The organism is Hwangdonia seohaensis (assembly GCF_031932625.1).
GTDB classification, from domain to species: Bacteria; Bacteroidota; Bacteroidia; order Flavobacteriales; family Flavobacteriaceae; genus Hwangdonia; species Hwangdonia seohaensis.
In genome coordinates, this window is sequence record NZ_JAVSCK010000002.1 from 344131 (window position 1) to 360603 (window position 16473).

The 16473-nt window shown below is 34.7% G+C and carries 10 protein-coding genes and 1 other RNA gene; 8 read left to right on the top strand and 3 right to left on the bottom strand.

Going from position 1 to position 16473, the window contains the following annotated elements; translation table 11 throughout:
- The first annotated feature begins 69 nt into the window (after positions 1 to 69).
- From RNZ47_RS06745 to RNZ47_RS06770, 6 genes are all read left to right on the top strand, one after another.
- Positions 70 to 1221, top strand: a complete 1152-nt coding sequence (locus RNZ47_RS06745; RefSeq protein WP_311938064.1) for an acyl-CoA dehydrogenase family protein — start codon at positions 70 to 72, stop codon at positions 1219 to 1221.
- Positions 1222 to 1228: 7 nt separating this feature from the next.
- Positions 1229 to 2797 (top strand): amino acid adenylation domain-containing protein, encoded by a 1569-nt coding sequence (locus tag RNZ47_RS06750; RefSeq protein WP_311938067.1) that lies wholly within the window; start codon positions 1229 to 1231, stop codon positions 2795 to 2797.
- A gap of 1 nt (position 2798) precedes the next feature.
- Positions 2799 to 3032 carry an acyl carrier protein gene (locus RNZ47_RS06755; RefSeq protein ID WP_311938069.1) on the top strand — a complete coding sequence of 78 codons (234 nt, stop codon included), beginning with the start codon at positions 2799 to 2801 and terminating at the stop codon, positions 3030 to 3032.
- A 35-nt stretch (positions 3033 to 3067) separates the two neighbouring features.
- Positions 3068 to 7183: a non-ribosomal peptide synthetase gene (locus RNZ47_RS06760; RefSeq protein WP_311938070.1), complete on the top strand. Its 4116-nt coding sequence runs from the start codon at positions 3068 to 3070 to the stop codon at positions 7181 to 7183.
- A 70-nt stretch (positions 7184 to 7253) separates the two neighbouring features.
- The gene (locus tag RNZ47_RS06765) at positions 7254 to 7688 is read left to right on the top strand and encodes a hypothetical protein (RefSeq protein WP_311938072.1); all 435 of its coding nucleotides are present in this window, start codon (positions 7254 to 7256) and stop codon (positions 7686 to 7688) included.
- Between the two features lie 146 nt (positions 7689 to 7834).
- Positions 7835 to 10069, top strand: a complete 2235-nt coding sequence (locus RNZ47_RS06770) for a TonB-dependent receptor (protein WP_311938074.1) — start codon at positions 7835 to 7837, stop codon at positions 10067 to 10069.
- 191 nt (positions 10070 to 10260) lie between these two features.
- Here RNZ47_RS06770 and RNZ47_RS06775 read toward each other — a convergent pair whose 3' ends face one another.
- The gene (locus RNZ47_RS06775; protein WP_311938076.1) at positions 10261 to 10893 is read right to left on the bottom strand and encodes an acetyltransferase; all 633 of its coding nucleotides are present in this window, start codon (positions 10891 to 10893) and stop codon (positions 10261 to 10263) included.
- A gap of 154 nt (positions 10894 to 11047) precedes the next feature.
- The gene (locus RNZ47_RS06780) at positions 11048 to 12082 is read right to left on the bottom strand and encodes a glutaminyl-peptide cyclotransferase (protein WP_311938078.1); all 1035 of its coding nucleotides are present in this window, start codon (positions 12080 to 12082) and stop codon (positions 11048 to 11050) included.
- 88 nt (positions 12083 to 12170) lie between these two features.
- On the opposite strand from RNZ47_RS06780, the gene ffs reads away from it, so the two are divergent.
- Both ffs and RNZ47_RS06790 read left to right on the top strand, forming a co-directional pair.
- Positions 12171 to 12269: signal recognition particle sRNA small type (gene ffs / locus RNZ47_RS06785), an RNA gene on the top strand.
- A gap of 150 nt (positions 12270 to 12419) precedes the next feature.
- Positions 12420 to 13223, top strand: coding sequence for an SDR family oxidoreductase (locus RNZ47_RS06790; protein WP_311938080.1), 804 nt, complete (start codon positions 12420 to 12422; stop codon positions 13221 to 13223).
- A 686-nt stretch (positions 13224 to 13909) separates the two neighbouring features.
- On the opposite strand, the gene RNZ47_RS06795 is transcribed toward RNZ47_RS06790, so the two are convergent.
- The gene (locus tag RNZ47_RS06795; RefSeq protein WP_311938082.1) at positions 13910 to 16378 is read right to left on the bottom strand and encodes a TonB-dependent receptor; all 2469 of its coding nucleotides are present in this window, start codon (positions 16376 to 16378) and stop codon (positions 13910 to 13912) included.
- Positions 16379 to 16473 lie beyond the last annotated feature (95 nt).

Consider the following 16473-nt stretch of genomic DNA (forward strand, 5'->3'; position numbering starts at 1 on the left):
AACTCTATAATTGATGGTTATCAATTAAGAAACCAATAAAAAACAAAATTTTAACTAAACTTTTTTACGTTGGATTTATCTTGGACAAAAGAACAGCTTGATTATAAAAAGAAGGTGATTGATTTTGCCGAAAAAAACTTAAATAATGCTTTAAGTGACCGTGATAAAGATTGCATTTTTTCTCGTGAAGACTGGGAGAAATGTGCAGGTTTTGGTATACAAGGGCTTGCAAGTCCGCTTGAATATGGTGGCAAAAACAACGAAGTAGATATATTAACGGCAACATTGGCAATGGAAGGTCTGGGTTATGGCTGTAGAGATAATGGATTGCCTTTTAGTTTGAATGCACAAATGTGGACCGTACAATTACCAATAGTGCAATTTGGTTCAGAATTTCAAAAAAACAAATACCTAAAACCAATGGCATTGGGCAAGCAAATTGGATGTCATGGCTTAACCGAAGCCAATGCGGGCTCAGATGTTTTTAATATGGAAACCACAGCCAATAAAGTGGAAGGGGGCTATATTTTAAATGGCAGCAAAAGACTCATAACCTTAGGACCCATTGCAGACATTGCTTTGGTATTTGCAAAAACAAATCCGAAGTTGGGAAAGTGGGGTATAAGTGGTTTCATTGTTGAAAAAGGCACCAGAGGTTTTAGTGTTAGCGAAAACCAACCAAAAATGGGACTGCGTACGGTACCTATTGGTGATTTGGTGTTTGAAGATTGTTTTGTGCCCGAGGAAAATCGACTTGGAAAAGAAGGAGCAGGTTGGAGCATTACCATTACATCTTTAGAATACGACAGATGTAGTATTTTGGCTAGCCAGCTCGGGGCAATGGAATACCAATTAGAGTCCACCATAGCATTTGTTAAAGAAAGAAAACAATTCGGAAAATCTATAGGGGAATTCCAATCGGTTTCAAACCGTATTGCCAACATGAAACTACGTGTTGAAACTTCTAGACTTTTATTATATCAAGTCGCTTGGTTGAAAAGGCAAGGAAAGCCTGCCATGATGGAGACAGCCTTATTAAAATTGCATTTAAGCGAAAGTTTTGTGGCCTCAAGTATGGACGCCATTCGTTGCCATGGCGGTAGCGGATACCTTACCGAGTACGAAATTGAACGGAATTTAAGAGATGCTGTTGGCGGTGTTATTTATGCAGGCACTTCCGATATTCAAAGAAACATCATTTCAAAAACCTTAGGACTTTAATCGCATAATGGAACTATTCACATTAACTGATATTATAAAGAATTCAGCTGATTTTTACCCAAATAATGAGGCTTTTAAATGTGAAGATACATCAGTTTCTTACAAAGAATTAGATGTTAAAACAAGCCAGCTCGCAAAATGTTTAATTGATTCTGGAGTAAAAAAAGGAGATAGGATAGGCATTTATTTAAACAGATGTATTGAAACGGCAATAGCTATTTACGGTATATTAAAAGCAGGTGCTGCGTACGTACCGCTAGATTTTAGCGCACCACACCAAAGGACCCGTTTTTTAATTCATAATTGTAGTATAGCATTTTTAGTAACTTCAAATAAGCAAAAACGAAAAATAGCATCCCTGCTCGATGGTAGTTTATCATTAAAAGGAATAATTGGGCTAACGCATGATATGCCAGTAAAAACCATATCATGGGATATTGTTTTTAATATAAACCTTAAAAATTACCAAGCCACAAAAATTATTGAAGACGATTTGGCTTACGTGATGTTCACTTCCGGCTCGACAGGAACGCCAAAAGGCATCATGCACACACATCGCAGCGGGCTTAATTATGCGAAGTTATCAGCTGATTTGTATCGAATTAACCCAAATGATAGGATAGCTAATCATGCACCAATCAATTTTGATATTTCAACTTTTGGGTATTTTTCAGCACCTTTAGCTGGGGCTTCAACGGTAATAATTACAGATGCTCACACAAAATTCCCGGTAAGTCTTGCCAAATTAATGGAAAAGGAAAAATTAACCATTTGGTATTCCGTTCCTTTAGCATTGGTTCAAATTCTATTAAGTGGCGCCTTGGATAAAATTAATTTGAATAGTCTGCGATGGGTATTGTTTGGAGGTGAGGTTTTTGGGTTAAAATACCTAGAGGAACTCATTAAAAAATGGCCCAATGCAATGTTTTCCAATGTATACGGCCCTGCCGAAGTTAATCAATGCACATATTTTAATTTTAATTCAATATCAAATGTAAATTCTCATTTACCAATTGGGAAAGTATGGGGTAATACCGAGTTTAAAATACTTGATAATGATGATAAAGAAGTCGTTAAAGGAGAAAAAGGAATATTGGTTATTAGGTCGGGCACCATGATGCAGGGATATTTTAATAACGAATCCCTTACGCATCAGTCATTTTACAAAGAACAAAACACGGCAAATTTAGAATTGAAATATTATAGGACTGGAGATGTTGTTTATGAAAATGAAGATAATGATTTGGTTTTTGCAGGCAGAAACGATCGGCAAGTTAAAATTAGAGGATTCAGAATCGAACTTGATGAGATTGAATCCATATTACTTAAACACCCTTCTGTGAAGGAAGCATCGGTTTTGGTTGTAGAACGAGAAGATAACAACAGCATGGTTTATGCGGCCATCTTATTATTTCCAGAAACGATTACCTCTATTACAGAACTCATGGCGTTTTGTAAGTTGCATTTACCAGTTTACGCTGTACCGGACCAAATACAAATATTCGAAAGTTTACCAAGAACGAGTTCTGAAAAAATAGATAGAAACGCTCTTATAAAACTAATAACAAAGCAATAAAATGGACAAAACAATATTAATTTATATAAAAGAACAATTACTAAATAATGATATTGAAGACGATTTTGATGCCGATGACGACCTTTTAGGTTCCGGTATCTTAGACTCTCTAGGAATGGTACAGCTTATAGCTTTTGTTGAAAAAGAATTTAAAATTGCGGTTTTGCCAGAAGAAATGATTATTGAAAATTTTATGACCGTTAACCACATTGTAAACTATGCTAAATCTAAATAGTATGATATTGAAAAAGGCTTTTAAAATATAGATATATGCACTTAACCAAAAGTCAATTTTCAATATGGATGGGGCAAAAGCTAAACCCCATGTCGCCATTGTATAATATGGCGCATACTTTTGATATTTATGGCGCCATAAATCCTATCGATTTTAAAAGAGCTTTCAAAGCATTAATAGAACAGTCTGATGCGTTGCGCAGTGTTTTTTACGAAATTGATGGAATGCCCCAACAACAAAGTCTACCGGAGTTTCAGTATGAGATGGCAGTTTTGGACTTTTCAAATTTGAATACATCCGAAATTAATAATTGGATAAAAACAAACAGTAAAAAACAATTCGATTTAAGTAAACGCACTTTTGAAACTAAATTGATTAGGGTAAACAGCAATCATTTTATCTGGTTTTTAAATATCCACCACATCGTTACAGATGCTACATCATCAACTATTCTATTTGGTTTAATGAGTAATTTGTATAAGCGCTTCAATGAAAATGAACATGAGAATTTAAAGCCCATACCGCAATTTGAATCCTATATCAACTTCGAAGCAAAGCATCGTTCTTCACAAAAAAGCAAAGAGATTAGTGCGTATTGGGAAGAAAAAATCGCTACATTGGAAACTGCTCCAATATTATACGGTAACAAAAACAACTATTCAACTACCAATGCAAAAAGAGTTTTAATTGAACTTGGTTCTAAGCGGTCTAAAAAATTAAAAAGCATTGCACAAATGACGCAAGTGCGTTGTTGGACACAAGATTTAACCTTATTTAATATATTTCTTAGCATTCTTTTTGTTTACATTTATAGGATTAGCAGACAAAATAAGCTGGCAATTGGCGCACCCACACATAACAGACCCAGTAAGAATTTTAAAAATACTCCGGGACTTTTTATTGAGTTTTTTCCTTTAATAACAGACGTTCAACCGAACGATACCTTTTTGGAGGTTTTGCAGCGCGTTAAGTTGGAAACCAACTCCTATTTGCGCAATGCACAACCTGGAATGTCTAATGCTGCTTTAAACAAAAGCTATAGTGTTGTTCTTAATTTTATTAATGCAAATTTCTCGGATTTTAATGGTATACGTACGCAATCACAATGGATTCATCCCGATCACATTGATGCCACACACGATTTAAGGTGTCATGTTTATAATACGCATGCAGAAAGTGAGTTGTCTTTGTTTATGGATTTTAATGAGGCGGTTTTTAGTGCTGAATTATGCGAGAAAGCCCCAACGCATTTTCTAAATGTTTTGGATGAATTTATAGACGACATCAATCAGCCCTTTCAACAAAAGTGTTTGGTTACAACTGATGAAAAAGGGGTATATGTGACTAAAGAATTGCAGGCTACAAACCCATACATTTCAATTTTAGAAACTTTTGAAAAACAGGTAAAAAACACGCCAAATGCTATTGCGCTTCAATATAAAAACGAAACGTTAACTTATAACGGTTTAAATAAAAAAGCAAATCGGTTAGCACATTATTTAAATAAACAAGGTGTGGTTCAAGGCGATAAAATTGCTATTTATAATTATAGAAATTCAGACTATATTATTAGTGTTTTGGCAGTAAAGAAATTAGGAGCGGCTTTTGTACCTATTGCTTCAAATCAGCCTTCAGAACGCATTGATTTTATAATTTCAAATTCAAATTGCGCTTATGTTTTAACGAATAATGAGTTGAAAAGCAATTTAGATGCAGTTGAAGTTCCAATAGTTGATACATCATCAATTAAAGAAAATTTAGCAAATCAATCATCTGAAAATTTAGGTATTAAACAAGTTGAAAACGGACTCGCTTACGCGCTTTATACATCGGGTTCTACAGGAAACCCAAAAGGTGTTTTAATTTCAAATAAAGCCTTGTCAAATTATATATTTTGGGCTAAAGATTATTATAATTTTTCCAATACATCTGCTTTTGCGCTTTGTACTTCAATAGGATTCGATTTAACCATAACATCAACCTTTTTGCCTTTAATAAGTGGTGGACGAATTGTGGTTTATAAAGAAAACACTACTGGTCCAGATACGGCAATTTTAGATGTAATTAAAGATAACCTTGTTGATATCATTAAACTAACGCCTTCCCATTTAAACCTTTTTAAAGATAAAGATTTAACAGATTCAGCTATCGAGAAAATAATAGTTGGAGGTGAAGACTTTAAAGTGAATCTAGGAATATCCATAAAAAAAGCATTCGGAAATCGCATTAAAATTTTTAATGAATACGGTCCAACTGAAGCCACTGTTGGATGTATTGTTGCCGAATTCAATCCAGAAAATCATAATGAAAGTTCAGTACCCATTGGGGTGCCCATTTCAAATATGCATGCCTATATTTTAGATGAATACAAAAATTTAGAACCAAAAGGTGTAATAGGTAATTTGTATTTAAGTGGCAATAGTTTAGCGGATGGGTATTTGGGATTGGAAGGATTAACAAAAGAAAAATTTATTGATAATCCTTTTGTAAAAGGACTAAAAATGTATCATACTGGCGATTTAGCACGAATAAATGATGCTGGAGAATATGAATATTTAGGTCGGGTAGATGAGCAGGTTAAACTACGTGGTTACAGAATTGAGTTAACCGATATTGAATCTAATTTAAATGCTATTGATGGCATAGAAAATTGTGCTGTTGTTTTAACCGAAAGCAATAAAACAAAGATTGCCGAGGCAGATGTTATAAACTGTACAGATTGCGGATTACCTTCAAACTATCCGAATAGCGATTTTGATGAAAACGGTGTTTGCCATTTATGCAACGCGTTTAAAGGGTATAAAGAAAAGACTGAAAAATATTTTAAAACTGAAGCCGAATTAAAAGCAATTTTAACTACAAACAAGGGCAATAATTCAACTTACGATTGTTTATCGCTGTTAAGCGGTGGAAAAGATAGTACTTATATTTTGGCGCAATTGGTAGGTATGGGCCTAAAGGTTTTGGCATTTACCTTAGATAATGGTTACATCTCAGAGCAAGCTATTGGCAATGTAAAACGCATTGTTGAAAAACTTGGAGTTGACCATGTTTTTGGAACAACAGAACACATGAACGCCATTTTTATAGATAGCTTGAACCGTCATAAAAATGTGTGCAATGGTTGCTTTAAAACTATTTATACACTTAGTACCAAAATAGCCCTGGAAAAGCAAATTCCGTTTATCGTTACAGGTTTGTCACGCGGGCAATTTTTCGAGACACGACTAACCGAAGAGCTCTTTTGGGATGAAGATTTAGATGTTAAAAAAATTGATGATACCATTTTAGAAGTTAGAAAATTATATCACAGAGAAGAAGATGCGGTAAAAGATTTATTAGATGTATCCATGTTTGAAGACGACGAAGTTTTTGATAAAGTTCAGTTCGTGGATTTTTACAGATATTCCGATGTAAGTTTGGAAGATATGCTTAAGTATTTAGATGAAAAAGTAGGTTGGATAAGACCAACTGATACGGGCCGATCCACAAATTGCCTCATCAATCAAGTGGGTATTCATGTGCATAAAAAAGAAAAAGGCTATAGTAATTATTCGTTTCCGTATAGTTGGGATGTGCGCTTAGGGCACAAAACCCGAGACGAAAGTCTTGAAGAAATCAATGAATATATTGATGAAGTTGAAGTAAAACGTATTATGGAAGAAATTGGTTATGAAGAATCTGATGCTTTTGAAAATGATGAAAAATTGGTGGCCTATTACACCGGTGATGCATCCGTTACGGTAAAAGAGCTAAAAGAGCGATTGTCAAAAAGATTGCCAAATTATATGGTCCCTTCTAACTTTAAGCATTTAGATAACATGCCGCTTACCAAAAACGGAAAAGTAGATAAAAAAACATTGCGAAGTTTTAATACCGAGCAATTGGAACTTGCAACCACCTATGTGGCCCCAAGAAATGAAATAGACGAGCTTATTGAAGATATTTGGAAAGATGTACTGCGTTTAAATAAAATTGGTATTCACGATAATTTTATTGCTTTAGGTGGCCATTCATTGGCGGCAATACGTGTTACTTCGAGGTTAAATGAAGAGTTGGGTATGGAAATTCCGCTCAATAAAGTGTTCAATCTGCCAACCATTAAAGCATATTCGGACTATTTAGAGCAAACCATGTTAGAATTATTATAAAAAAAGTTAAAACCACTAGTGTTAAAATTCCGTAGGTATTGAAAACAAATAATGCTATTGTATTATAAAAGTGAAAACAGTTAAAGCACATATTATTAAATTTACAGCCATCGCCATTAGCGTTATGTATATTTTTATGCCTTTGCATAAAGAGGTTAAATACGTTTTGCACAGTATTTCCCATGCCTTGGAAATGCCCGATAATTTAATATCGCACCATCATAACGAGAACCTAAACTATAAATTTAAAGCATCTACAAACAGGTATCACGAGCATAACATACTGGATTTATTGGATGGTTTATCAGACGCAAATAGCAACACCAAAAACCAAAACTTACCAAATGTGGTCGATATTAAAATCGATAAACATTTTCATAATTCAAAATTCAATATTCAAGAATTAACCGTAACCAAATCATCACCAGTTATAGATTCTTATAAAGAAAAAGTAAAAGCGCTTTTTTACGTAAAACTTAAAATACCTCCTCAAAAATATTCTTAACGGCATTGTTTAAAAAACCATTACACCTTTTGTAACGGAATTACATGCTGTCCTTTAAAACATTTCAATCTATTATAATATAAACAGTTGCGCATGTTTTGCCCTTACTTTTGTTTGGGAACGTGCTATGACAAAAAAATTAGATAATGAAAAAACATATATTTCTCTATATGCTTTTAGCTGTTTTTAGCAGTGTAAAAGCTCACGAATTAAGCGGTATTATTACATCAGAAGATAATAATAAACCATTACAAGGCGTTGGGGTTTACAATAAAACCACAGGCGCATATACATATACCAATGTTTCTGGCTATTTTGAGTTAGATGATATTTCGGAAAACGATATCATCTACTTTTATCAATTGGGTTACGAAAACCAACAACTCGTTATTGTTAAAAAGCATTTGGATAGCGAAATCAATATCTCATTAAAAATATCTTCAGCGTCTTTAGATCAGGTTTTAATCGTTTCAAAAGTAAACGTATTAAGTAATTTTGTTAATGTTGATTTAAAAACAAGTCCTGTAAAATCATCGCAAGAAATACTGAGAAAAATTCCGGGATTAATTATTGGTCAGCATGCTGGCGGCGGAAAAGCAGAACAAATATTTTTACGGGGTTTTGATATAGATCACGGCACCGACATAGCTATTGATGTTGATGGTATGCCAGTAAATATGGTGTCGCACGCCCACGGTCAGGGCTATGCCGATATGCACTTTATAATCCCCGAAACTATTGAAAATATCGATTTTGCAAAAGGTGCTTATTATGCCGATAAAGGTAATTTTAACACGGCTGGATATGTTGATATTAATACAAAAAGAACCATAAAGGATAACATCGTTTCGGTTGAAGCTGGCCAGTACAATACGTTACGCGCGTTAAGTATGTTAAAAATTGTTGATGAAGAAAATAGTAAGGCTTATTTAGCTTCAGAACTAATGCTATCCGACGGCGTTTTCGAGTCACCACAAAACTTCAACCGTATCAATGTCATGGGGCGTTATAATTTCAATAATTATACCGACCAAGAATTTAACATGGCCATTTCCCATTTTCAAAGTAAATGGGATGCCTCGGGACAAATTCCCGTGCGTGCTGTTGAAAGCGGATTAATTGGAAGGTTTGGCGCTATAGATGACACCGAAGGCGGAAACACCAGCCGAAGCAATTTTTGGATAAACCACAACAAACAGTTGGACGAGCATTCATTAATAAAATCATCGGCTTATCTTTCAAAATACGATTTCGAATTGTTTTCAAACTTCACCTTCTTTTTAGAAGACCCTGCAAATGGCGATCAAATCCATCAAAAGGAAGACCGAACCCTTATAGGAGCGAAAACAGCTTACGAGCATTCGTTTCATCTTGACGACCACGATGCCCAGTTAAAATATGAGTTAGGAGTTGGTTTTAGGTATGATGATGTAAACGATGTGCAATTATCGAGAACTTTAAATAGGCAAACTATTTTGGAACGATTAGCATATGGAAATATTGATGAGCTAAACGGATTTGCATTTGGGCATATAACCTACAAAATATATAAATGGACATTCAACCCGGGTTTGCGCTTAGACTATTTTAATTTTGATTATGAAAATTTACTGACCACAACCTACGACAATAAAAGTGAAAATAAATTTTTGGTTAGTCCAAAACTGAATGTTATTTATGCCGCATCCCCAAAATTGCAAGTTTTTGCAAAAACCGGTTTGGGCTATCATTCAAACGATACCAGAGTGGTTACGGCAAATAACGGCAAGAAAATTTTACCAACCGCTTTTGGTACCGATATTGGAGTAATCATGAAACCCGTTGACCGATTAGTAATTAATGCGGCGTTGTGGAGTTTGTTTTTACAACAGGAATTTGTGTATGTTGGTGATGCCGGAATAGTAGAACCAAGTGGGAAAACCAAACGCTATGGGGTAGATTTTGGTTTGCGTTACCAAGTAACCGATGGCTTATTTTTTAATACCGATGTAAATTATACCTATGCCAGAAGTAGCGATGACCCTGGCGGACAAAACTACATTCCGTTGGCACCAGATTTAACTTCTTCAGGAGGTTTAAGTTTCAGGGATTTTGGTAATTTTTCGGGTGGATTGAGTTATAGGTATATTAAAGACCGTCCGGCAAACGAGGACAATTCTATCGTGGCCGATGGCTATTTTATTACCGATATGAATTTAAATTACAACCTTAAAAACTGGACCTTCGGATTGATTGTTGAGAATTTGTTTGATAACGAATGGAACGAAACCCAATTTGCAACGGAAAGCCGATTGTTTAACGAACCAGATGCTGTTGAGGAAATTCATTTTACTCCCGGAAGCTCTTTCTTTTTAAGAGGAAAAATATCGGTTAGATTTTAGATTTAAAGCACAACTATTTAAAATTAAAGAGGTTGTTAGAAAAGTTAATTTCTATTCTAAATGTCACATTGAGCGTAGTCGAAATGTTTTGGTTTTCGGAACATTGAAACTTCCACTGCGCTCCGTTTGACATAGGATAATCACTTTTTAGGTAACCTCTTTGCTTTCAGTTTTTGGCCCAACCGTTTAGATTAAAAACCGGTTTTCATTTTTATCACTCTTCCTGGATTACCCACCACAATAGAATAATCTGGAACATCTCTAATTATCACAGCACCAGCCCCAATTACGCACCATTTCCCTACTTTAATTTCTGGTATAATTACTGCGCCTGCGCCAACATGGGTGCCTTCTCCAATTTCAACCAAACCACACAGTGTGGCGTTAGGTGATATATGTACGAAGTCTTCAATAATATTATCATGATCCACACTTGCAAGGGTATTAATTATAACATGATTGCCAATTGTTGTATTTGGTTGTATGGCAGCTCCTGCGTAAACTACTGTGCCTTGACCAATTTTTACACTGGAATCTATAATTGCCGAGCCATGTATGGCTTTTGAATACTCACTTTTTAAAAATTTTGAAACCTCATATCTTTGCTTGTTGTCACCAATGGCAATGATAAATGGGTCGCCTTTATGCGGAAAACCATTGGCCCTTTTCCTTGAGCTTATAATTATGTTATCAAAATTCGGATGACTTAAAGCTGGATCATCATCAAAAACATCTGTAACAGAAATTCCATTATGAATCAGTATTGATTTAATAATTTGAGAATGCCCACCAGCACCGTATAATCTAATTTTGCTATAGCTCACTATTTATATCGAATTGCGATTGTTTAAAAATATCTATTATATAATCTTTAAAACATGATAATTGTTAGTTGTAAACATTAAGCTTAAATTATAAAAAGTGTTAATTCTTTAATGAGTCTTCATCCTAATTAGATTATAGTTGTTGAAATAAAAATTATTTCTCAACAACCTCAACCTCAAACAATTTATCCCAACGTTTGCCTGTAACAAATATAGTTTTAGTTTTTGGATTGTAGGCAATGCCGTTTAAAACATCTAATTTATCGTGTTGGGCTACCTTTTTCTTAAGTGATGAAAAATCTATCACACCAACCACAGCACCGTTTTTAGGGTTTATAATGGCCACACCATTTTTTTGGTAAATGTTAGCGTAGATCTGACCATTAATCCATTCCAATTCATTAATACGCCCTATTTTACCTTTGTTTGTATACACTTGAATATAATCCTGCTCTACCAAAGTATCAGGATCTAGCAGCCATATTTTTTCGGTGCCATCGCTTTTATAAATCATGTTATCGTCATTGCACAACCCCCAACCTTCTTTACTGTTACCGTATTTAAAACTACTTAATTTATCGAACGTGTTAACATCGTACACAAAACCTATGTCTTCTTGCCATGTGAGTTGATAAATTTTGTTATTTAAAATGGTTAACCCTTCACCAAAATACGCGTCGGCCAGATGTATATTTTTAATTACATTACCGGTTTTATAATCTACTTTTCTAAGTTTCGATTCTCTGTATTGCCCCGTGCTTTCGTAAATGGTGTCGTTAAAAAACTCAATGCCTTGGGTGTACGACGTAATATCGTGCGGATATTCATTTATAATACGAAACGTATAAATTTTTGGAATTTCGTTATTTAAAATAGTAACATTTGTATTGGTTGTTTGCTTTTGGTTATTGAAATACACTGTAGCTTCAACCGTGTATTTTCCCAATTTATGATTGCTTAAATCAAAAGCTTCACCAATGGCTTTCCCGTTTAAAGTATATGAAACCGAATCGATAACATGATTTTTTTTGTTTTCTAAAGAAAGGTTTAAAGTTTCGGATATTGAAATATTGCCTTTTTCAGCATTCGTTGTAATAGAAAAATCACTTTTTTTCTGACCGGAATTAGACCCGCAAGATGCCATGATTAAGCTTAAAAATATGAATGTGAGTGCTTTGGATGTATACATTTTACGCTATAAATTTAGACCAAGATATTTATTTAAAAACAGTATAAAAAATTATTGTGAAAATTTTAAAAGGTTGTATCTTTGCAGTCGGCAAGTCCTACACAACCAGCTCCTGTTGAATCCTCCAGGGCGGGAACGCAGCAAAGGTAAATGGTCGTAGCGGTGTGATGTAGGTAGCTTGCCTTTTTTTGATTATTCTGAATCCTTTCCAAAAGAAAGGACTTTTAATATACCGATTAAGATTTGTTAGTGGAAATACTAGCAAATCTTTTTTCATTTATGCCCTTTATATCGATTTCATTATTAATTTTACCTTTTTAATTATTCATTCGTTTTTATGTCTAAAGTTGTTTTAATAACAGGGGGTTCCTCGGGAATAGGAAAATCAGTTGGCGAGTATTTAACCCAAAAAGGATTTGTTGTTTATGGCACCAGCAGAAACCCGGAAAACTACAAAAACAGTGCGTTCTCAATATTGAAACTGGATGTTAAAAATAATGATACCATAAGGGAAACCGTAAACACCATTATTAAAAGCGAAGGTAAATTAGACATCCTTATCAACAACGCCGGCGCGGGCATAACGGGGCCCATTGAAGAAATCCCAGAAGCTGAAATTAAAGCCAATTTCGAAACCAATTTTTTTGGACCTATAAATGTGATTAAAGCTGTATTGCCACAAATGCGCAAACAGCAATCGGGTTTAATAATAAATATTACCTCTATTGCTGGCTATATGGGCTTGCCGTATCGCGGGATATACAGTGCCAGTAAAGGTGCTTTGGAACTTTTAACCGAAGCGTTTAGAATGGAGTTGAAAGATTTTAATGTTAACATGACCAATGTGGCCCCCGGAGATTTTGCTACCAATATAGCGGCAGGCAGATATCACGCGCCACTTTTAGATGGTTCGCCCTATAAAAAACCATACGGTAATACTTTGAAATTAATGAATGAACATGTCGATTCCGGCAGTAATCCAAACATGATGGCAGAAGCCATTTATAAAATTATAAATACAAACTATCCGAAGGGCCATTATAAAGTAGGGGAGTTTATGCAAAAATTTTCTATAGTGCTTAAAAGAATCCTTCCCGATAAAGTTTACGAAAAACTATTGATGAACCATTATAAACTTTAAAAGCTTTTGAATGGTCTTTAAGGCTTCCATTTCTACAAAAAAACAAAAGGATGGCAACTGCAATTCCGAATGTAAAATAAAGAACCCAAAACAATACGTTTTGGGTTCTTCAGCTATTAACCACCATTAATTTGTAATGAATACAAACTAATATATATGACGTGAAAAACTAATTTTTATTATATTTTTTAACATCTTTAACACAAGAAACTCGAAATTTAATTTCGAGTTTCTATTTTTTACACACTAAGCAATTTACATGTTTTTTAATGACGACTAATTCAAATAAAAAAAACTTTATGATTAGCGCTTATTATTTTGACGTATTATTTTTTAATTCATTACACAGAGAATCAATGTTTTAACTGTTTTGCATAAAAAAAACTCGAAATTTAATTTCGAGTTTTCTAAACATACGAATCTTTGATTGACGAAAATTTTATTAAATGAAGGTGACTAACTCTTAAAATAATTATTTTTCGTGTGATTGTATGGGCATATAACGAATGGTTTTTGTATTTATTGTATTGATTGTCTGTTTTTTAACATTTTTAACATTTTTTTTTAAATGTATTAACAGTTTAGCAAACAAAAACCCAAAAGAGATATCCTTTGGGTTTTCTTATTTAATAACCGTGCAATAACACTAACCATCAACTATCATGCAAGTCATTAAATGTTATGTTTTAAAGGAAACCTCCGCCACCGGATTTTGTATTATCATCACGATTTTTGCGCGATTTGGCACGGTATTTACCGCCACCAAAGCGGTACGATAAACTTGCTTGTACGGTGTGGCTCTCCCAATTGAACTGACCGTTCTGTACAAAAGGCTTTGTGCCTTCAAAAGCAAATTTCATGGTGTTTAAAACATCATTGAAGTTTAAACTAAATGAGCCTTTGCCTTTGGCAAAACTTACACGAGACCCCAGATTTATAAAATACATGGGTTTCATATCAAACTGTAGCGTTTTGTTTTTTCCTCTGTAAAAACCAAAGGCCGTAAAACTTAGGGTATTGCTCACTTTAAAATTATTGAACATTCTAAAGTTCCAAGCTACATTGTCAACTTCATCAATATTGGTTTCAATATCATCAATAGTGGCTGTTTCAATAGGCGCTGTTAAGGTTTCGGCTATACCTTTTTGTGTTTGCGAGTACAAATCGAAACTTCCGTTTATGCTCCACCATTTAGTTGGTCGGTAATTTGAAGATAATTCAATCCCGTAAGCCGAGGTATCATCAAAATTATCATGGGTTAAAATAATACGTCCGGAATTTACATCGGTTCTATCAATAAACAGGGCTCTGTTAATTTCATCTGAAATAATTCTGTAAAAAACACCTCCGGTTACGCTTCCTTTTCTGTTATTTAAAGTTCTGGTGTAATTGGCTTCAACCGAATTTGTAAACTGTGGACGCAAATCGATATTTCCAAAAGAAGAAATTAAAGGTGTGCTCCACTCTTTAATTGGGTTTACTTGCCCAATGCCTGGGCGGTCTACACGACGGCTATAACTAAATTGATACGAATTCTTTTCTGATGGCGAATAGGTGATAAAAGCCGATGGATAAAACTCAAAATAATCATTTTTAAACGCCTCGGTACTTGCAGCTTCAGACGATAGTGCCAAGGCGTCCTCCTTTACATTTTCAGTGCGCAGACCTATTTGATAGGTCCATTTATCAAGTTTTTTGCTAAAGGTGGCGTAAGCGGAATAAATATCCCGGGTATAATCAAAATCGTTGTTTGGTGTCGGTCTTAAAACACCTTGGGCGTTTAAAGTTTGACCCGTTGATGAATAGGCGATATCCGAATTAAACAAACGTGCCTGTAAGCCCAATTCCAGTTTTGTGGTTTCAGATAACGGGTTAACATAATCTAAATTTACCGTGGTGCTTTTTCTGTCGGTATTATTAAAATCCTTATAATCTTCATTTGAGCCTAGTAGAAATTTAAAATCTGCTGGGGTGTCATCCTCAAACGTATTGTAATCCACTTCTAACTCAATATTATGGCCATCTTCTAAAAAATCATGCACATAGTTAAAATTGTACTGCGATGACATGTTATCGCTTTCGGCAAGGAAAATTTGATTTTGGTCAAACGACGGATTGCTGTAAAACAACGCTTCAGTTTCGCCTTCGGTACTGCTATTGGATGTATTTTGCGTGGTGAAAAACGACATGGTGTTCTTGTCATCCAAATAAAAATCCAAGCCTAATTTATACAAATGCGATTGCCTTTTATCTAAAAACTTAAAGAATTGCTCCGAGTTATTCTCAGGTCTTTCAACATTTCCGCGGTTTCTGTTTTTTGAGATATTATTGCTGTAACTCCCATATAAATTTAACTTTCCGTTGCGGTAATTCATGTTTAAGGCACTATTGAATTTAGCTTCTTTTTCATGGCTTAACCCCAAGCTTAAGTTACCGTTAAAACCTATCATGGTATTTTTATGAAGCACGATATTTATAATGCCGCTCATACCTTCGGGATTGTATTTGGCTGAAGGATTGGTGATTAACTCAATAGATTTTATGGCTGTTGAAGGAATTTGTTTAAGCAACTGCGCCGTTGGAATGTTTGATAGTTTACCATCAACCATAACACGTACATTTTGGTTACCGCGTAAACTAATATCGCCCGTTTGGGCATCGACGCTAACCGATGGAATACCAACCATAAGCTCTGATGCGCTACCTGTTGCCGCTAAATCCTTACCAATGGTAATTACTTTTCGGTCTACTTTTTGTTGAATTGTAGAGGTTTCGGCCAAAACCGTAACGGCATCTAAACCTTCGGCTTCTTCTTCTAAATGAATGTCACCAATATTGACTTTGTAGTTGCCTTTGCCAATGGTAATGTCTTTGGTAATGGTTTTGTATCCTATATATTGAATACTCAATTTGATATTGCCTTCGGCCACTTTATCAATTTCGAAAGTGCCATCTTCTAAGGTAATACCGCCAGTTAAAATTTCGCCTGCCGTGTTTTTTATAATAACATTTACATACGGTATGGGTTGTTTTAACTTTGCGTCTAAGACTTTACCTGAGATTGTACCCGTTTTGTCGGCATCATTTCCAGGATCTGTGTGTGCTTGTGTAGTAATCGCGAATAGTAATAAACACGCTAAGAATAAGTTTTTCATTTTGATTGGTTATTTTTTTGATTGATTAAAAGTAATACTGTGTAGACGTGTAGATTTAAATACTGTTACTATATTTAACAAAACTTAACATCTTT